Origin of the sequence: Altererythrobacter sp. BO-6 (assembly GCF_011047315.1) — a bacterium.
GTDB lineage: Bacteria > Pseudomonadota > Alphaproteobacteria > Sphingomonadales > Sphingomonadaceae > Erythrobacter.
This window is the reverse complement of record NZ_CP049259.1, coordinates 1,615,094-1,633,860: the sequence shown is the minus strand read 5'-3', so window position 1 is coordinate 1,633,860 and position 18,767 is coordinate 1,615,094. Positions and strand designations below refer to the sequence as shown.

The window sequence follows — 18,767 nt, the reverse complement described above, 5'->3', positions numbered from 1 at the left end:
CAGGGTTACTGTTCGGTGTCGCCGCTCTTACGCTGCGATACGGTGAAAGTGCCGGTCACACGGCCTGTCGATCCTTCACCGGAGCTTGCCCCGCGCCCATCCACGCTGGCGCGACCTGAAGCGAGGTCGATCGTCAAGCGCCCGCCTGAGAGCCGGTCTGCGCCGCGGCGCAGCTCGACATTGCCGGCCATGGTGATCAGCCGCCGTTCAATGTCATAGACCGCCACGTCGCCGCGCGCGTTCTCGTTGCGGCGCTGCACGTTGACGCCCCCGGTGGCGGTGATCCGGGCAATCGAGAAATCGCCGGCATCGCTGTAATCGACCAGCATTCGCTGTGAGCGGACTGTCAGGTTGGCCTGCCGCACGGTGACACCACCGACCAGCAAGACGCGATCCTGCCGGTCCTCGACATCGATATCGCCTGCATCGAATTGCACCGGCGCGCTCGAATCATGGCCCGAAAACGCCTGCGCGTTAAGCTGCATTCCGCCGAGCGCCAGCAGCGTCAGGGCAAAGCCGCCAATCGCGGAGCGGGCAGCGGTGGTGAGCAACGAAGCATTCATCAGGGTTTCCTCAATTCGGTCGGGCGCATGGTAATCCTGGCATTGCCCTTCAGCGAAATGCGGCGTTCGTCCATATCTGCCACCATCCGGTCGGCCGAAAAGGTCCCGGCAGGCACCGATCCCTCGACTCCGTCGGCACCGACCATCTGACGCTCGGGCAGGCTGAACGATACTCCGCGCGCGACCATGGCATAGCCATCGGCGGCGGACAGCCGCAACGGCCCGATCACGTCCACCACTTCGCGTTCGATGTCATAGGTTCCCGCCTCGGCGCTGATCCGGGCCGGGCCGTCGCGCAGCAGGATCTGCGCTTCCAGGTCGCGCATCCGCACGATGCCCTCGGCGCTGGAGCGCTGCACCGCTTCACCGGCGGTCAACGAAAAGGGGCGCCCTTCATTGTCGGCGCCGCGATACATCGCATTGCTTACCGCCAGTCGCTCGTCGATCATCGCCACCTTGTTGCGATCGAGCAGGAAGCTGACCTCGCTGGTCGGCCCCAATGGCGTGATCAGCATCAGCGCGGCGACAACCCCCACCGCCATGGGCAGTGCCCGCGCCAGGAACCGCACGAGCTTGTCATGCGAGCCGCCGGGTGCCGCAAAATGCTGGCGCTGGCTGCGCAATGCCTTGGCTTCGCTGGTTTCGATGCGCGGGTGGATGGTCATGATGCGAGCTATAGTCCCCCGATCATCACTCGTGGCTGAATATGTCGCGATCGGGCCAGCCCGCCAGGTCAAGCCGGGCGCGGGTCGGCAGGAAATCGAAGCAGGCCTGCGCCATGTCCATCCGTCCTTCGCGCTCGAGTCGCTTGACCAGTTCGGCCTGCAACCGGTGCAGGAAACGCACGTCGCTGGCGGCATAGTCGCGCTGAGCATCACTCAGGTCGGGTCCGCCCCAGTCGCTTGATTGCTGTACTTTGGACAGGTTTTCGCCGAGCAGTTCCTCGACCAGCATCTTCAGCCCGTGGCGATCCGTATAGGTGCGCACCAGCTTGCTGGCGATCTTGGTGCAGAACACTGGCGCCGCAATTACGCCCAGATAATGCTCGATCGCCGCGAGATCGAAACGGGCATAATGGTAGAGCTTCACGCGCCCCGAATCGCCCAGCACCGCCTTCAAATTGGGCGCATCATAGCTGCTGTTCGGCCCGAACCGCACCAGGTGCTCGTCACCGCTGCCGTCGCTCAGCTGTACCACGCACAGCCGGTCGCGATGGGTGATGAGACCCATGGTTTCGGTGTCGACCGCGATCGGCGCGTTGCCTTGCAGGACGCCCGCAGGCAGGTCCTCTTCGTGAAAATGTATAGCCATCGCTTTTGCCATTAGGCCGATTGGGGAAAGAGGGAAAGGGGTGGTGGTTACGGCGTTTGCAGCGGGCTAGACACGGCGCATGACTGTCGAAGCGATCCCTGACAGCTGGCGTACCGCGCTGGAGCCCGCCCTGGCGACGCCGGAAGCGCGCAAGCTGGGCGGCTGGCTGCGCCAGGAAGAGGATCGCGGGAAGACGGTTTATCCGCCGCGCGGGCAAAGGCTGGCGGCGCTGGCGATGACGCCGCTCGACCGGGTCCGCGTGGTGATCCTGGGGCAGGACCCCTACCACGGGCCGGGGCAGGCACATGGCCTGGCCTTTTCGGTGCGCGACGGGGTGCAGCTGCCGCCCAGCCTGCGCAATATCTACCAGGAAATCGAAAGCGACATCGGCGTGCGTTCCCCGCCCAGCGGCAATCTGGAACGCTGGGCGACACAGGGCGTGCTGCTGCTGAACAATACGCTGACAGTAGAGGCCGGGCAGGCGGGCAGCCATGCCGGGCGCGGCTGGGATGCGATCACCGACGCCTGTGTTGCAGCCGTGGTAGAGCAAGGCCTGCCGACGGTGTTTATCCTGTGGGGCAGCCATGCCCAGAAAAAGGCCAGCCGGGTGCGCGGGCTGGGCGCCGGATCGCACCATCTGGTGCTGCAAAGCCCGCACCCCAGCCCGCTGTCGGCGCATCGCGGCTTCTTCGGCTCGCGCCCGTTCAGCCAGGCCAACGCCTTTCTCGAGCGCCATGGGCGCGGCAAGATCGACTGGTGAGGCAAGGAGGTATGGGATGAGCGAGGAACCGGTCCTGCTGGAGGTTGCCGATGGCATAGCCACGGTCACGCTCAACCGTCCGCAAGCGATGAACGCACTATCGAAAGCGCTGCGGGCCCGGCTGGCGCAAGTGATGCGCCAAGTGAACGAAGACGATGCGGTGCGCGCCGTGATCCTGACTGGCGCGGGTGAGCGTGCCTTTACTGCGGGGCTCGACCTCAAGGAACTGGGTAGCCAGCAAGGCGCGCTGGGCGCGGCCAATGCCAAGGGGGCCGAGGAGAACCCGGTCAAGGCGATCGAGCAATGCCGCAAGCCGGTTCTCGGGGCGATCAACGGTGTGGCGATTACGGGCGGGTTCGAAGTTGCACTGGCATGCGATGTGCTGATCGCCAGTACCAATGCACGCTTCGCCGATACCCATGCGCGCGTCGGCATCTATCCGGGCTGGGGCTTGTCGCAGAAGCTCAGTCGGATGATCGGTATCAGCCGCGCCAAGGAACTGAGCTTCACGGGCAACTTCCTCGATGCCCGCACCGCACAGGCATGGGGCCTCGTCAACCATGTGGTTGAGCCGGAAGAATTGCTTCCGCTGGCAAGAAGGATTGCCGCCGACATGGCGACGATCGATCCGGCGTTCCTAGCCAATTACAAGCGTCTCATCGACGACGGCTATGCCGCGACTTTCGCCGATGGGCTGGCGCTGGAGGCAAAACTGTCATCCGCTGCCAATGCGCAGGTCAGGCCGGAAGATGTCGAGGCTCGCCGCGCGGCGGTGCAGCAGCGTGGCCGGGGCCAGGGCTGAACCGAAGACCCGCCGTCAGCGCGGCAATTCGCTCACACCCATGAGCGCCAGGTCGACCGCGCGCGCCGCCTGGCGGCCTTCGCGGATCGCCCAGACCACCAGCGATTGCCCGCGCCGCATGTCGCCGCACGCGAACACGTTTTCGACGCTGGTGGCATAGCTGCTGGTGTCGGCGCTAACATTGCCGCGATCGGTCAGCTGAACCCCCGCCTGGTCGAGCAATCCGGCCTTTTTCGGGCCGACGAAGCCCATCGCCAGCAGGATCAGGTCAGCCTCGATCACGAAGGTGGTGCCCTCAATCTCCTGCATCTGGCCGTCTTTCCATTCGACCCGCACGCATTCGAGCCCGGTTACCTTCTCGCCATCGCCAACGACACGCTTGGTCAGCACAGCCCAGTCGCGCTCGACCCCTTCCTGGTGGCTTGACGAGGTGCGCAGCTTCAGCGGCCAGTCGGGCCAGGTCAGCGCCTTGTCTTCCTTCTCGGGCGGCTTGGGCATGATCTCGAGCTGGACCACGCTCTTGGCGCCCTGGCGGTTCGACGTGCCGACGCAGTCGCTGCCTGTGTCACCGCCGCCGATCACCACCACCTTCTTGCCGGTGGCGAGCAGGCTGCCACGCGGCGCGGCGCGCACTTCGTCATCGCCCGCATTGCGCTTGTTCTGCTGCGTCAGGAATTCCATCGCCAGGCGCACGCCCGGCATTTCTGCGCCGGGTATTGCCAGCTGGCGCGCGTCTTCCGCGCCGCCTGCCAGTACCACCGCGTCGTAATTTTCCTGCAGGCTCTTGAACGAGATATCGACGCCCACTTCCTTGGAAGTTTTGAATTCGACCCCTTCGGCCTCCATCTGCACCGCGCGGCGATTGATGAGGTGCTTTTCCATCTTGAAGTCGGGGATGCCATAGCGCAGCAGCCCGCCGATCCGGTCAGACTTCTCGAACACGGTTACCGTATGACCAGCGCGGGCCAGCTGCTGCGCACAGGCGAGCCCGGCCGGGCCTGAACCGACCACGGCCACAGACTTGCCGGTCTTCCTTTCCGGCACTTGCGGCGTGATCCAGCCTTCCTGCCAGCCGCGATCGACGATCGCGCATTCGATCGACTTGATCGTGACCGGCTGGTCGATGATGTTGAGCGTGCAGCTCGCCTCGCACGGAGCGGGGCAGATCCGGCCGGTGAATTCGGGGAAGTTGTTGGTCGAATGGAGCACGTCGAGCGCGTTTCTCCAGTCGCCTTCATAGACCAGATGGTTCCAGTCCGGGATGATGTTGTTCACCGGGCAGCCGTTATGGCAGTAGGGGATGCCGCAATTCATGCAGCGGCTCGCCTGCGCCTGCAGCGTGGCATCGTCCGGCTGGATCACGAATTCGCGATAATTGTGCACCCGCTCTTTCGGATCGAGATAGTCGCGATCCCGCCGATCGAAGTTCGAGGAAGCCTGTTTCCTTGCCCATATTCTGTGCGTCCCGTAACCTTATTCCGCCGCAACCGAAGCGGCTTCTTCACGCTCGGCCGCCAGCGCTTCCAGCGCGCGCTTGTAGTCGCGCGGCATGACTTTCACGAAGCGCGTCACTTCCTTGTCCCAATTGTCGAGGATCGCCGCCGCCTTGGCGCTGCCGGTGTGCAGCTTGTGCCGCTCGACCAGGATTCGCAGCCGTTCTGCATCATGGCGCAGCATGTCGCCCATGCCGAAATCATTGACCGAGCGTGGCCGCTGTGCGGGCCGACCGGTGCCGTCTTCCTCGTCGACTGCGCCAGTCAGCGGCACCAGGTCAACCTGCGCCGGATTGACCAGCTGTTCGAAAGCGCCATCAGGGTCATAGACATAGGCTACGCCGCCGCTCATCCCGGCCGCAAAATTGCGCCCGGTCTTGCCAAGGACCACCACCACGCCGCCAGTCATATACTCGCAGCAATGGTCGCCCGCGCCTTCGACCACCGCGATCGCGCCCGAATTGCGCACTGCGAAGCGTTCGCCTGCGACACCTTCGAAATAGGCTTCGCCCGCGATCGCGCCATAAAGCACGGTGTTGCCGACGATGATGTTGTCCGCTGGATCGCGGTCAACGCTGTCAGGCTGCTTGACGATGATCCGCCCGCCCGAAAGCCCCTTGCCGACATAGTCATTGGCATCGCCCGTCAGGTCGAGCGTAACGCCATGCGCCAGCCACGCGCCGAAGCTTTGCCCGGCCACACCGGTCAAATTGATCCGGATCGTATCCGCAGGCAGCCCCTCGTGGCCGTAAGCCTTGGCGATTTCGCCGGACAGCATTGTCCCGACGGTGCGGTTCACATTGCGAACCTCGCGCTCGAGCTGGACCGGCTTGGCCGATACGATCGCGTCCTTGCAGGCCGCGATCAGTTCATTGTCCATCGCCGCGGAGAGGCCATGTTCCTGCGTCTGCGTGTGGTGCAGCGGGGCATCAGCCGGAATGTCGACCCGTGCCAGCAGGCGCGAAAGGTCAACCCCGGCAGCCTTCCAGTGCCGCTCGACCCGCCGCATGTCGAGCTTGTCGACGCGGCCGATCATTTCCTCGACCGTGCGGAAGCCGAGCTCGGCCATGATCTGGCGCAGCTCTTCCGCGACGAAGAAGAAGTAATTGATCACGTGCTCGGGCTGGCCGGTGAAACGCGCGCGCAGCACCGGATCCTGCGTCGCCACGCCGACCGGGCAGGTGTTCAGATGGCACTTGCGCATCATGATGCAGCCGGCTGCGATCAATGGCGCGGTGGCAAAGCCGAATTCGTCCGCGCCCAGCAGGGCGCCGATCGCCACGTCACGCCCGGTGCGCAGGCCGCCATCGACCTGCACCGCGATGCGGCTACGCAGATCGTTGAGCAACAGGGTTTGCTGCGTTTCAGCCAGGCCGATTTCCCATGGGCTTCCCGCATGCGTCAACGAGGTCAGCGGTGACGCGCCCGTGCCGCCTTCATAACCGGAAATGGTGACATGGTCCGCGCGCGCCTTGGAAACGCCTGCCGCAACGGTACCCACGCCCACTTCGGAAACCAGCTTCACCGAAATGCGCGCCACCGGGTTCGTGTTCTTGAGATCGTGGATCAGCTGGGCGAGGTCTTCGATCGAATAGATGTCATGGTGCGGCGGCGGCGAAATCAGCCCCACGCCCGGGGTCGAGTGACGCACCGCGCCGATCCGCTTGTCGACCTTGTGGCCGGGCAGCTGGCCGCCTTCGCCCGGCTTTGCGCCTTGCGCCATCTTGATCTGGATATCGTCCGAATTGACGAGATATTCCGTCGTCACACCGAACCGGCCGCTGGCGACCTGCTTGATCCGGCTGCGCATCGAATCGCCATTGTCCAATGGCTTGAAGCGGAACGGCTCCTCGCCGCCCTCGCCGGTGTTCGAACGCCCGCCGATGCGGTTCATCGCGATGGCGAGCGTCGAATGCGCCTCGTGGCTGATCGAACCGAAGCTCATTGCGCCAGTGCTGAAGCGCTTGACGATTTCAGCCGCCGGCTCGACTTCCTCCAGCGGGATCGGCTGCTCGGCCTTCCTGAATTCCATCAGCCCGCGGATCGTCAGCAGCCGTTCGGACTGCTCGTTGATCGACTTGGCGAACTCGGCATAGTCCTTGGGCCTGTTGCCGCGCACGGCGTGCTGCAGGAATGCAACGTTTTCCGGCGTCCAGGCATGGTCTTCGCCGCGCAGCCGGTATTGGTAGATCCCGCCGACATCGAGCATGTTCTTGTAAAGCGGGTTGTCGCCATAGGCCTGTGCGTGGCGGCGCACGGTCTCCTCTGCCACTTCCTGCAGGCCCACGCCTTCGATGGTGGTCGCGGTGCCGGTGAAATACTGTTCGATGAAGGCGCTCGACAGGCCCACCGCATCGAAGATCTGCGCCCCGCAGTAGGACTGGTAGGTCGAAATGCCCATCTTGGACATGACCTTGAGGATGCCCTTGCCGACCGCCTTGATGTAGTTCTTCTGGATTTCGGCGGCGGAGAGTTCGGGGTGCTTCTTGGCCCGCAGGTCTTCCAGCGTTTCGAAGGCGACGTAAGGATTGATCGCTTCCGCGCCGTATCCGGCCAGCACGCAGTAATGGTGCACTTCGCGCGCTTCGCCGGTTTCGACGACGAGGCCCGTCTGCATGCGCAGGCCCTGGCGCACCAGGTGGTGGTGCACCGCGGCAGTGGCGAGCAGCGCGGGCATCGGGATCCGGTCCGGTCCCTGCGCGCGGTCAGACAGCACCAGGATGTTCTTGTCCTGCAGCACCGCTTCCGTGGCGGCCCAGCACATTTCCTTCAGCGCCATCTTGAGGCCCTTGGCCCCCTTGCTGGCACGCCAGGTGATGTCGATCGTCTCGGTGCGGAAGGCGCCGTCGAGCGCCACTTCGACCGAGCGGATCTTGGCCAGGTCCTCATTGGTCAGGATCGGTTGACTGATCTCCAGCCGCTTGTGCGTGCCGGCTTCCATGCCCAAGAGGTTCGGCCGCGGGCCGATCATCGACAGCAGGCTCATCACCAGTTCCTCGCGGATCGGATCGATCGGGGGTTGGTGACCTGTGCGAAGTTCTGCTTGAAATAATCGTAGAGCAGCCGCGAACGGTTCGACAGCACGGCAATCGGCGTGTCGGTGCCCATCGATCCGACCGGATCGTCACCGCTGACCATCATCGGTTCAAGGAAGCGGCTGATGTCTTCCTGGGTGTAGCCGAAGGCCTGCTGGCGCTGCAGCAGCGACGTCTCATGGCTGGCCACGGCACTCAGTTCGGGCTCGATATGCTCGATGTCCGACAGCTTGTACTGGGCGGATTCGAGCCACTTCGCATAGGGCTGCGCGGCGGCAAGATCGGCCTTGAGTTCTGCGTCCTCGATGATGCGGCCCTGTTCGAAATCGATCAGCAGCATCTTGCCCGGCTGCAGGCGCCATTTCCGCACGATGTCTTCTTCGGCAAAGGGCAGCACGCCGCTTTCCGAAGCGAGGCAGACGATGTCGTCCTTCGTCACGCAGAAGCGCGCGGGCCTGAGGCCGTTGCGATCAAGCGTCGCGCCGATCTGGCGCCCGTCGGTAAAGGCCACGGCAGCCGGCCCGTCCCATGGCTCCATCAGTGCGGCATGGTATTCGTAGAACGCGCGGCGGGCCGGATCCATCAGCTCGTTCTTGGCCCAGGCTTCCGGCATCAGCATCATCATCGCATGCGGCAGGCTGTATCCGCCCAGCAGCAGCAGTTCGAGCGCGTTGTCGAGACAGGCCGTGTCTGACTGGCCATGCGGCACGATCGGCCACAGCTTGTCGAGGTCCGCGCCCAAGAGTGGCGATTCCATCGTGCGGCGGCGGGCGTTCATCCAGTTCACATTGCCGCGAACCGTGTTGATCTCGCCATTATGCGCCATGAAGCGATAAGGGTGCGCCAAGCGCCAGCTGGGGAAGGTGTTGGTGCTGAAGCGCTGGTGCACCAGGCCCAGCGCGGACACGCAATCGCTATCGCGCAGATCGTCGTAGAAACTGCCCACCTGCGTAGCGAGAAGTAGCCCCTTGTAGACGATCGTACGGCTAGAGAAGCTGGGGATATAAAGGTCCGACAGTCCGGGCAGGCCGTGCTTTTCCTCCAGCGACTTGAGCGGGTTCTGGACCTGCTTGCGGATCACGATCAGCTTGCGTTCGAAGGCGTCCTGGTCAGCGCAGTTTTCGCCGCGGGCGATGATCGCCTGCTGGATCACCGGCATCAGATCGACCACGGCCTTGCCCAGGCCGTCCAGCGTCACCGGCACATCGCGCCAGCCTATCAGGTCCTGGCCTTCCTTGGCGGTGAACTTCTCGAACTGTTCGGTGACAAAGGCTCGCGCGGCTTCGTCCTGCGGCATGAAGCACATTGCCACTGCGTAATCGCCGGGTGCGGGCAAAGCCTTGCCGTGGCCTTCCGCCCACTTGCGGAACAGCGGGTCGGGAATCTGCAGCAGGATGCCGGCGCCGTCGCCCAGCAGCGGATCAGCACCCACCGCGCCGCGGTGATCGAGGTTATGCAGGATTTCGAGCGCCTGGCTGACGATCGCGTGCGACTGCACGCCTTTGATATGTGCGACAAAACCGACGCCGCAGGCGTCATGTTCGTTGCGCGGATCATACAAGCCCTGGGGCGTGGGGTATCCCATTACCAAAGTCCATCCTGTCAGATGCCGGGTTCGCGACCGCCCAAAGTGACGCTGACCGGCAATTAAGCGCAATAATGGCGGCCGCATCGCGCAGCTTTTCCATCGCTCGCAGCCCTCATGGCGACATGAAATGATTTTTGCAACCGCGAAGAGCGAAGCAATCTTTGGGCCGGTTAAGGCGCGGCTTTAGGGGAAAGTGGGCGTGCTCGACTGCCTAACCGCGATTGTTCGAAGGTAACCCATTGAACAGCATGCGCAGCTGGGCCGCAAAGACTGCCGGAGGCGCGCGATCGGTATACGTATGCGGACGAGCCGCTTCGCGCTGCTCGTAATCGGCCATGGCAACGGCCAGTCGCTCGATCAGCTGCGGCATCGCCAAATCGCCGGGCGCGTGCGCGCGAAGCATCCGGACCGCTTGGCCGTGCGTGTCCTTGACCTCGGCTTCGTGCGGGATGTTGCGGCTCTCCAAGGCATTCTCAGGCTCTGCTCCGGTGAAAAGCACATTCAGTTCCAACGGCGCAACCGTGTGCGGCCGGTTCGCGTTCCGTGGCCGTCGGGGCCGCTTGCCGGCGATGATCGAAGCCAGCGCAAGTCCGATCAATCCGCCGATGATCGCAGCACCGATCGACACCGCAGCATCGCTTGCAAGCCCCGCCGGGAGCGTGAGCCCCAGGCCTGTCGCAGCGGCCAATGCCTGCCCGGCTGGCAGCACCGCCAGTGTGCCACCCACCAGGGTGGCGAGCCAAAGCGTCACCAGCGGCACGAAAGCACGGTGGCGGCTCAGCGGCGGGCGCGACGATGGCGAGACAGCACTCATGGCCGGTTGCTTAGGTTCCATCGGTAAAACACTCGATAACGAGTCCCCGTGGCCTGCACGGAGGTGATTCGCGGTAGAGTGTGACCAGCGCCTCATCTCACGCCGTTCAGCAGCCGCGATGCCGTAGCGGCAGGTTGACGTTTACGGAAACTTCGTTGCCATTGCAGCCGCGATGCGCCATGACGTTTCGCGACACCGGGCCGGAGTCGCCCGGAACCTGCAAGTTTCACGAGGAGAGAGGCGCATGACCCCGCAAGAGATCGCAGCCAAGACCGGCGAGCATTTTGCCACCAGTGAATGGGTGGAGATGAGCCAGGATCGCATCAACCAGTTCGCCGATGCGACCGGTGACCACCAGTTCATCCATGTCAATGAAGAAGCCGCCAAGATGACGCCATTCGGCGGTACGATTGCCCATGGCTTTTTGACGCTGTCGATGATCCCGTACCTTTCGGCCAACAGCGACATGCCGCGCGTCGACGGGATCAAGATGGCGGTGAACTATGGTGGCAACAAGACCCGCTTCATCGCTCCCGTCCGTTCGGGCAAGCGCATCCGCGGCCACTGGAAGCTGGTCGAGATGGCGGAGAAGCGCCCCGGCCAATGGCAGCAGACAGTCGAGATCACCATCGAGATTGAAGGCGAGGACAAGCCCGCGCTGATCTGCGAATGGATCACGATGTATTTCGTATGATCTGAATTGATGCGCAGTCCCGGCCAGAGCCGGGGCAGCGTCCGCAAAAGCGACACCCCACAAACAGGCCGGGCAGCCGCCGGGCCGCGAAACCTAGGAATACCCCATGTCACGCGATGCAGTTATCGTTTCCACCGCCCGCACCCCGATCGGCCGCGCCTATAAGGGGGGCTTCAACGCCACCCCAGGCGCGACGCTGGGCTCTCTTTCACTGGCGCCCGCGATCGAGCGGGCCGGGATCGAAGCGGGCGAGATCGACGATGTGGTGTGGGGCGCCGTCCTGACCCAGGGCACCCAGGCCGGCAACATCGGTCGCCAGGTCGCGTTGCGCGCCGGCTGCCCGGTGACCGTGGCGGCCCAGACGATCGACCGCCAGTGCTCCTCGGGCCTGATGGCGATCGCCACTGCCGCCAAGCAAGTGATCGTCGACAACATGGATATCGTCGCCGCTGGCGGGCAGGATTCGATCAGCCTGGTGCAGACCCCGGAAATGCGGGTTGCGCCCGATCGCTCGCTGATCGCCATGCACCCGGCAGTCTACATGCCGATGCTGCAAACCGCCGAGACGGTAGCCAAGCGCTACAACATCGGCCGCGACGCGCAGGACGAATATGCGCTGCAAAGCCAGCAGCGTACCGCTGCCGGGCAGGCTGCGGGCAAGTTCGACGATGAAATCGTGCCTGTCACGACCACGATGAAGGTCCAGAACAAGGAAACCGGCGAAATTTCGGACGTCGAGGTGACCATTACCAAGGATGAGGGCAACCGCCCCGACACCACGCTGGAAGGCCTTCAGTCCTTGAAGCCGGTAATGGGCCCGGATGCCGTGATCACTGCGGGCAATGCCTCGCAGCTGTCGGATGGTTCGTCGGCTGCGATCGTGATGGAGGCCAAGCTGGCCGAGCAGAAGGGCCTCCAGCCGCTGGGCCGTTATGTCGGCATGGCAGTGGCGGGCACCGAGCCCGACGAAATGGGGATTGGCCCGGTCTTCGCCATTCCCAAGCTGCTGAAGCAGACCGGCCTCAAGATGGACGATATCGGCCTGTGGGAACTGAACGAGGCCTTTGCCGTGCAGGTGCTTTACTGCCGTGACCAGCTGGGCATCGACAACGACATCCTCAACGTCAATGGCGGCTCGATCTCGATCGGCCACCCCTATGGCATGACCGGCGCACGCTGCACCGGCCACGCGCTGATCGAAGGCAAGCGCCGCGGCGCGAAATATGTCGTCGTGACGATGTGCGTCGGCGGCGGCATGGGCGCAGCGGGGCTGTTCGAGGTTTTCTAAGCGCCCTTTCTAGGCCTACCGCTTCGCTGCTTGAGGCCAAAGGCCGATTGCCTTTCAGGTCTGAACTTATCAAACTCCCGCTCGCCGGTAACGGTTGGGCGGGAGTTTTGCGTTCCGGCGCTCAAATATGAGCGCCGCAAGGCCGACTGGCCGCCCGCAGCGACGCGACCGTGAGGTCGCATGAGCGAGGATAGCCAAGGCTGCGGACGCGGCCGCCGGCGTTTGAGGCGAAGCAAATGGGTATAATGGAAATCATCGGGATCGCGGGCAGCGTTAGCCTGCTGTCGGGCTGGCGGCTCTATCTGTGCATCTTTGCCACTGGCCTTGCCATGCGGCTGGAGGCGCTACCGGTGCCTGAACACCTCGCCAGCCTGGCAGTGCTGGCCAACCCCTGGGTGATGGGGATTGCGCTGCTCGGGGCGGTCGCCGAGTTCTTTGCCGACAAGGTGATGTGGCTCGACAGCATCTGGGACACTGTCCACACGCTGGTGCGCCCCGTGGGCGGCGCTCTGCTGGCGCTGGCGATTGTCGATCCGTCCGATCCTGCGACGCAGGTGCTCGCTTTTCTACTGGGCGGCGGGGCCAGCTTCCTGGCCCATGGCGGCAAGGCCAGTGCACGGGCGGTGGTCAACACCAGTCCCGAACCGGTCAGCAATGTGGCGGTTTCCAGCATCGAAGACGTGGCGACGGTCGGCTTGCTCTATCTCGCCTATGAATACCCGGTGGCAGCCGGCGCGATCACGCTGGCGCTGCTCGCGCTGGCCGTCTGGCTGCTGCTCTGGGCACGGCGGGTGATCAAGCGCATCTTTGTGCGCGTGCCCAAGGTCGATCGGGGTGCACCCCCGGTCTAGCGGTGGGCTTCGATAAATTCCTCGACCACCGGAGCAACTTTGTTGCGCCATTTGCTGCCGTTGAAGATGCCATAATGGCCGGCGTCCTTGGCCATGTAATAGCGCTTCTTGCTGTCTGACAGGTTGGCGGCCAGATCGAGCGCGGCCTTGGTCTGGCCCAGTCCGGAGATATCGTCCCGCTCGCCTTCGATCGCCAGCAGCGCGGTTTCAGTGATCTTGCTCAGGTCGACGATTTCGCCCTTGTGGCGGAACTCGCCATTGGGGATCGAGTGCTTCTGGAACACTTCCTCGACCGTCTGAAGGTAAAATTCCCGCAGTCATGTCGCACACCGCGCGATACTCGTCGTAGAAATCCTTGGTCGCCTGCGCACTGCTTTCATCGCCCACGGTCAGGTGCTTGAACATCTCGTAATGGCTCATCATGTGGCTGCCCAGGTTCATGCTCATGAAGCCAGCCAGCTGCAGGAAGCCGGGATAGACCCGGCGCCCTGCCCCGCGGTAGTTCATCGGTACGGTGGCGATGACCGAATGGCGGAACCATTCGATCGGGCGTTCCATCGCCAGATTGTTGACCGAGGTGGGCGAGCAGCGCGTGTCGATCGGGCCGCCCATCATGGTCAAGGTCGCGGGTGTTGCCGGATCCTTGTGCAGGTTCATCAGCGCGACCGTGGCGAACGCCGGGACCGAAGGCTGGCACACCGCCATCATGTGAGGCCGGCGCCCTTTGGTATCGACACCGATGAACTGGAGGAACTCGATCAGATAGTCGATGTAGTCGTCCAGGTCGAAGTTGCCTTCGTGAAGCGGCACAGTCTTCGCATCGGCCCAGTCGGTGATGTAGACTTCCGCACTTTCGACCATCCGCTCCACCGTACCGCGCAGCAGCGTGGCGTAGTGCCCGCTCATCGGGGCCACGATCAGCAGGCGCGGCGCGTCCTTGGCGAGGCCATCGTGGCGGAAGCGCGTGAGATCGCCGAACGGATTGTTGAGCACGGTCGATTCTTCGACTGGATAAAGCCTGCCGGCCACTTCGACCCGCTCGATCCCGAAAGCCGGCTTGCCATAAGGCGCCGTGGCATGGGCAAACACATCCAGCGCGCTCGCAGCCATCGCACCAAGGCCGGAATAGCCCCAGGGATTGGCGGGATTGGTAAGCAGTCCGGCGCCAATCGAGGCCATGGTGCTGGCGCTCGACAGCCAGGCGCGCTGCAGTTCATAGGCGTGGTAAAGCAAGGCGTTCCCCCTGTTGCGACTGTTCGCATGGCGCCTCTTGGCGGGCGCTTGGACCGCGCTTCTTGAACCCATCCTTGCCGTTGTGCAATGCACAAATCGACAGACTGGCCCGAAATGGTTTGGGACTAGGCGGATTTTGCACGTGAAATTTGCGCAACGCATGTCTACCTGTGCAGGCAATGGACGGGCAAGACGATATGGTAGAGGCGGTTCCCCGCCGGGGCGGGCTGTTCCGCCGACGTGATGATGCATCAGTCGACGTGGCAGGAGAATCAACCGAACCAGCCAAGGCGAAAACGCTTGGGCCGCTGAAGATGGTGTATTCGGCAGCCGCGAATTATCCGGGGCAGATCGCGCTGGCGCTCGCCGCGCTGCTGGTCACGGCTGCCGTGACCTCGCTGGCGATGCCCTACGCGCTCAAACTCATAGTCGACCGGGGATTCGGCGCCGATGGCGATATCGGTCGCTGGTTCCGCTATCTCCTAATGCTGGTCGGCGTGCTGGGTATCGGCACGGCTCTAAGGTTCTATTTCGTGAGCTGGATCGGCGAGCGCGTGGTTGCCGATATCAGGCAGTCGGTCCAGCGCAACCTGTTGCGCCAGGCACCTGCTTTCTATGAAGAGAACAGCCCCAAGGAGATCTCCAGCCGGATGACCAGCGACACCGCGGTCATCGAACAGGTCGTGGGAACGACCGTTTCGGTGGCGCTGCGCAATGTGATTTCGGGCTTTCTGGGTACGGCTTACCTGTTCTGGCTTGCCCCGCAGCTGGCCAGCTATCTGTTCATTGCGATTCCGGTGGTGATCATTCCGATTGCCGCTTTCGGTCGCCAGTTGCGGACAATTTCGCGGACCAGCCAGGATCGGGTCGCCGATGTCGGCGCAATGGTGACCGAAGTGCTGGGCGCGATGAAGGTCGTCCAGGCTTTCGGGCAGGAGCAGCGCGAGGGCGAGCGCTTTTCAGACGCAGCAGAGCGCACCTTCAAGGTCGCCAAGAAGCGCATCCTGATCCGCGCCTTGATGACGGCGACGCTGATAACGCTGATCTTCGGTGCCATCACGATCCTGATGTGGCGCGGCGCGATGCTGGTCGTCTCTGGTGACCTCACCGGCGGCACTATCGCGTCGTTCATTTTCGCATCGGTGGTGGTCGCCGGCGCCTTTGGTGCCTTGACCGAGGTTTACGGCGATTTGCTGCGCGGGGCGGGCGCTGCCAGCCGGCTCAACGAATTGCTCAATGCAAAGCCGAACATTGCGCCGCCTACGCGTCCCGAAAGCCTGCCGCTGCCGGCGCGGGGCAGCCTGTCGTTCCGCAACGTCACCTTCCGTTATCCCACTCGCCCGGAAACCGCCGCGCTCAAGGATTTCACGCTTGAGGTGGAGCCTGGCGAAACGGTGGCCATTGTCGGGCCTTCGGGCGCGGGCAAATCGACCATCTTCCAATTGGTCGAGCGGTTTTACGATCCCCAAGCCGGTACGATCCGGCTTGACGGGGTGCCGCTGACCAAGGCCGATCCGGCCGACATCCGCAGCCGGATTGCCTTCGTCCCGCAAGACGGGGTGCTGTTCAGCGCCAGCGCGCGCGACAATCTGCGCTATGGCCGTTGGGACGCGAGCGAGGAAGAAATCTGGGAGGCGGCCCGCGCGGCTAATGCCGAAAGCTTTTTGCGGGAACTGCCCGACGGGCTCGACACCTACCTCGGCGAGAGCGGCACCCGCCTGTCCGGCGGCCAGCAGCAGCGGGTGGCGATCGCGCGCGCCCTGCTACGCGATGCGCCAATCCTGCTCCTCGACGAAGCGACCAGCGCGCTTGATGCCGAGAGCGAGCAGCTGGTGCAGCAGGCGCTCGACCAGCTGATGCAGGGTCGCACCACGCTGGTGATCGCGCACCGTCTTGCCACAGTGCGGGCCGCCAACCGCATCGTCGTGCTGGATGACGGGCGGATAGTCGAGCAGGGCACGCATGAGCAGCTGGCCAATGCCGGCGGGCTTTATGCCCGGCTGGCCAAGCTGCAGTTTGCGGCGAGCGAAGCGGCCTGAACGTTGCGATTGCGGCTCTATTTTCGACCAACTGCATAATTTCACGACCAGTAACAACGCAGGATATTTTCCGGCGCTAAAGCATTTTGCCACGAACGGCCGGGATTGGCCGTGGTGAAATAGCTTTTTAGGGACGCATTTCATGATCAGGACTCTGCTTGCCGCAGGCGCCAGTGCGCTTGCGCTATCGATCGCTACACCGGCCTTCGCCGACGGTAATGAAAGCCAGGAAGGTAGTGCGCCCGCCGCAACGCCGGTTACCGCGCCGACCATGTCTTTCGGCGCCTGGGGTGTCGGGCTCGACATGATCGATCGCAATGTCGATCCGGGCGACAATTTCGATGCCTATGTCAACGGGTTGTGGGTAGCGACCAATGCAATTCCGGCCGATCGCCAGCGCTATGGTGCGTTCGACATGCTGCGCGAAAAATCGGTCGTGGACGTCGAGACGCTGATCCGCGACCTCGTGGCGTCCAATCCTGCACCTGGGACCACCGCTCGCCGCATCGTCGATGCTTATAACGCTTATGTCGATGTCGAAGCGATCGATGCCGCTGGCCTGGCTTCGGCCCAGCCCTATCTGGCGGAAATCTACGCTGCGCCCGATCTGGCGCGGTTGGCGCAGCTGTTCGAAACCGCAGGTTATCCCGCTCTCGTCAGTGCCGGTGTCCGGATCGATGCGCGCAATCCCAAGGAATATGCGGTGTCGATCGGCTTCGACGGCATGGGCATGCCCGATCGCGACTATTACCTCGTCGATTCGGAAAGCAATCTGAAGGCCCGCGCAGCTTACAAGACCTATCTCGCTACTCTGCTGGGCGCTGCTGGCTATGAAGACCCCGCCACGGCTGCCGAAGCGGTTTATGCGTTCGAGCGCAAGGTGGCCGAGCTGGAATGGGCCCGGCAGGTCCTGCGCATGCCGAAGCTGACCTACAACGAGCTTACCCCTGATCAACTCGCCGAGATCGCAGGCGATTTCCCGATCCAGGCTTTGCTTGAGGCCGGCCGGTTCGATGATCAGACCCGTTTCCTCGTCAGCCAGCTGCCGCCGACGGAAGACGAAATCGCGGAGCTCAAGCTCACGCCCGAACAGCTGAAGATGATCGGCGGCGGCTTGCCGGCGATGATGAAGCTGCTGACGGAAACCCCGCTGGCCACGATCAAGGCCTACATGGCGGCGCAGTTCCTCTCGAACAATGCTGCGGTGATTTCGAGCGAGCTCGATGCGGCTTCGTTCGAATTTTATGGACGCACCATCGGCGGGCAGGAAGCACAGCGCGAGCGCTGGAAGCGCGCCATTTCCGAAGTGGAAAGCCTGCTGGGTGAGCAATTGGGCGCGCTCTATGTCGAACGGTTCTTTCCGCCGGAAAGCAAGGCGCGGATGGAAACCCTCGTTTCCAACCTGAAACTATCGATGGGCCAGGCGCTGGCGGAAAACCAATGGATGACCGAGGCGACGATCGCCGAAGCCAAGGCGAAGCTGGACGGCTTCGTGCCGATGGTGGGCTATCCGGCTGAATTCGAGACGTATGACGGGCTCGAAATCGCTCAGGACAGCCCGCTCGCCAATCGCATCAGCGGCACCAAGTGGGCCATCAACGACCAGTATGCCCGCCTTGGCAAGCCGGTCGATCCGACCGAATGGGGCATGCTGCCGCAGACGGTCAACGCCTATTACTCGCCGCTGACGAACCGCATCGTGTTCCCGGCCGCCATCCTGCAGCCGCCGTTCTTCAATCCCAACGCTGATCCGGCGGTGAACTATGGCGGCATCGGTGCTGTGATCGGCCACGAGATCGGCCATGGCTATGATGACCAGGGTTCGCAGTTCGATGCCACCGGCAAGCTACGCAACTGGTGGCAGGATTCCGACCGCGAGGGCTTCGAGAAGTTCGCGGCCCGCATGTCGGAATTCATCGAAGCCTATTGCCCGGTCGAAAGCCCCGAAGGCCCTGTCTGCCTGCGCGGTCCGCAATCGATGGGTGAAACGCTGGGCGATGTGGTCGGGCTGCAGATGGCCTACCGCGCCTATCGCTTGTCGCTGAACGGCCAGGAAGCACCAGTCATCGACGGCCTCACCGGGGACCAGCGCTTCTTCCTGGGCTTCGCGCAGATCTGGCGCGGGATGGAGCGCGAGGAAAGCCTGCGCGACCGCGTGATGACCGCCAATCACCCGCCGGGCGAATTCCCGCCTCAACAACGCGGTGCGCCACCTTGATGCCTGGTACGAGGCATTCAACGTGACACCGGATGACGAGCTTTACCTTCCGCCGGAAGAACGCATCCGCATCTGGTA

General features: G+C 63.5%; 11 protein-coding genes and 3 pseudogenes. 7 read left to right on the top strand and 7 right to left on the bottom strand.

Going from position 1 to position 18,767, the window contains the following annotated elements; all coding sequences use genetic code 11:
- Positions 1-5: 5 nt before the first annotated feature.
- The 3 genes from G6N82_RS07960 to G6N82_RS07950 are packed head-to-tail and all read right to left on the bottom strand — an operon-like array spanning position 6 to position 1,874.
- Complete coding sequence (locus G6N82_RS07960) at positions 6-563, bottom strand: LptA/OstA family protein (RefSeq protein ID WP_165195400.1); 558 nt, start codon at positions 561-563, stop codon at positions 6-8.
- Positions 563-1,228: an LPS export ABC transporter periplasmic protein LptC gene (locus G6N82_RS07955; RefSeq protein ID WP_165195398.1), complete on the bottom strand. Its 666-nt coding sequence runs from the start codon at positions 1,226-1,228 to the stop codon at positions 563-565. The genes G6N82_RS07960 and G6N82_RS07955 overlap by 1 nt, the downstream gene beginning before the upstream one ends.
- Before the next feature lie 25 nt (positions 1,229-1,253).
- Complete coding sequence (locus G6N82_RS07950) at positions 1,254-1,874, bottom strand: ribonuclease D (RefSeq protein ID WP_165195396.1); 621 nt, start codon at positions 1,872-1,874, stop codon at positions 1,254-1,256.
- A gap of 79 nt (positions 1,875-1,953) precedes the next feature.
- Here G6N82_RS07950 and ung point away from each other — a divergent pair, with 79 nt between their 5' ends.
- Both ung and G6N82_RS07940 read left to right on the top strand, forming a co-directional pair.
- On the top strand, positions 1,954-2,634 hold the full coding sequence (ung, locus tag G6N82_RS07945) for a uracil-DNA glycosylase (protein WP_165195376.1): 681 nt from the start codon (positions 1,954-1,956) through the stop codon (positions 2,632-2,634).
- A gap of 16 nt (positions 2,635-2,650) precedes the next feature.
- Positions 2,651-3,436: an enoyl-CoA hydratase gene (locus G6N82_RS07940; RefSeq protein WP_165195374.1), complete on the top strand. Its 786-nt coding sequence runs from the start codon at positions 2,651-2,653 to the stop codon at positions 3,434-3,436.
- A 15-nt stretch (positions 3,437-3,451) separates the two neighbouring features.
- Here G6N82_RS07940 and G6N82_RS07935 read toward each other — a convergent pair.
- From G6N82_RS07935 to G6N82_RS07925, 3 genes and pseudogenes are all read right to left on the bottom strand, one after another.
- A pseudogene (locus G6N82_RS07935) lies at positions 3,452-4,889 on the bottom strand (glutamate synthase subunit beta).
- A gap of 20 nt (positions 4,890-4,909) precedes the next feature.
- Positions 4,910-9,549: pseudogene (gltB, locus tag G6N82_RS07930) on the bottom strand (glutamate synthase large subunit).
- A 214-nt stretch (positions 9,550-9,763) separates the two neighbouring features.
- Positions 9,764-10,366: a hypothetical protein gene (locus G6N82_RS07925; RefSeq protein ID WP_165195372.1), complete on the bottom strand. Its 603-nt coding sequence runs from the start codon at positions 10,364-10,366 to the stop codon at positions 9,764-9,766.
- 244 nt (positions 10,367-10,610) lie between these two features.
- On the opposite strand from G6N82_RS07925, the gene G6N82_RS07920 reads away from it, so the two are divergent.
- The 3 genes from G6N82_RS07920 (at position 10,611) to G6N82_RS07910 (ending at position 13,199) form a co-directional block, all read left to right on the top strand.
- Positions 10,611-11,060, top strand: a complete 450-nt coding sequence (locus G6N82_RS07920) for a MaoC family dehydratase (protein WP_165195370.1) — start codon at positions 10,611-10,613, stop codon at positions 11,058-11,060.
- A gap of 106 nt (positions 11,061-11,166) precedes the next feature.
- Positions 11,167-12,348 carry an acetyl-CoA C-acyltransferase gene (locus G6N82_RS07915; protein WP_165195368.1) on the top strand — a complete coding sequence of 394 codons (1,182 nt, stop codon included), beginning with the start codon at positions 11,167-11,169 and terminating at the stop codon, positions 12,346-12,348.
- 236 nt (positions 12,349-12,584) lie between these two features.
- Positions 12,585-13,199: a DUF4126 domain-containing protein gene (locus G6N82_RS07910; RefSeq protein WP_165195366.1), complete on the top strand. Its 615-nt coding sequence runs from the start codon at positions 12,585-12,587 to the stop codon at positions 13,197-13,199.
- On the opposite strand, the pseudogene phaZ reads toward G6N82_RS07910, so the two are convergent.
- Positions 13,196-14,432, bottom strand: a pseudogene (gene phaZ / locus G6N82_RS07905) (polyhydroxyalkanoate depolymerase). The gene G6N82_RS07910 and the pseudogene phaZ sit on opposite strands and share 4 nt — an antisense overlap.
- Positions 14,433-14,746: 314 nt before the next feature.
- Here phaZ and G6N82_RS07900 point away from each other — a divergent pair.
- Positions 14,747-16,471: an ABC transporter transmembrane domain-containing protein gene (locus G6N82_RS07900; RefSeq protein WP_165198069.1), complete on the top strand. Its 1,725-nt coding sequence runs from the start codon at positions 14,747-14,749 to the stop codon at positions 16,469-16,471.
- 142 nt (positions 16,472-16,613) lie between these two features.
- The gene (locus G6N82_RS07895; RefSeq protein ID WP_346773723.1) at positions 16,614-18,689 is read left to right on the top strand and encodes a M13 family metallopeptidase; all 2,076 of its coding nucleotides are present in this window, start codon (positions 16,614-16,616) and stop codon (positions 18,687-18,689) included.
- Positions 18,690-18,767 lie beyond the last annotated feature (78 nt).

Bases quoted from the DNA above. Each gene is read 5' to 3' on its own strand.
- G6N82_RS07960 (WP_165195400.1), bottom strand. From the start codon at position 563: ATGAATGCTTCGTTGCTCACCACCGCTGCCCGCTCCGCGATTGGCGGC.
- G6N82_RS07915 (WP_165195368.1), top strand. From the start codon at position 11,167: ATGTCACGCGATGCAGTTATCGTTTCCACCGCCCGCACCCCGATCGGC.
- G6N82_RS07950 (WP_165195396.1), bottom strand. From the start codon at position 1,874: ATGGCTATACATTTTCACGAAGAGGACCTGCCTGCGGGCGTCCTGCAA.
- G6N82_RS07940 (WP_165195374.1), top strand. From the start codon at position 2,651: ATGAGCGAGGAACCGGTCCTGCTGGAGGTTGCCGATGGCATAGCCACG.
- G6N82_RS07900 (WP_165198069.1), top strand. From the start codon at position 14,747: ATGGTGTATTCGGCAGCCGCGAATTATCCGGGGCAGATCGCGCTGGCG.
- G6N82_RS07895 (WP_346773723.1), top strand. From the start codon at position 16,614: ATGATCAGGACTCTGCTTGCCGCAGGCGCCAGTGCGCTTGCGCTATCG.
- G6N82_RS07910 (WP_165195366.1), top strand. From the start codon at position 12,585: ATGGGTATAATGGAAATCATCGGGATCGCGGGCAGCGTTAGCCTGCTG.
- G6N82_RS07955 (WP_165195398.1), bottom strand. From the start codon at position 1,228: ATGACCATCCACCCGCGCATCGAAACCAGCGAAGCCAAGGCATTGCGC.
- G6N82_RS07925 (WP_165195372.1), bottom strand. From the start codon at position 10,366: ATGAGTGCTGTCTCGCCATCGTCGCGCCCGCCGCTGAGCCGCCACCGT.
- G6N82_RS07920 (WP_165195370.1), top strand. From the start codon at position 10,611: ATGACCCCGCAAGAGATCGCAGCCAAGACCGGCGAGCATTTTGCCACC.
- ung (WP_165195376.1), top strand. From the start codon at position 1,954: ATGACTGTCGAAGCGATCCCTGACAGCTGGCGTACCGCGCTGGAGCCC.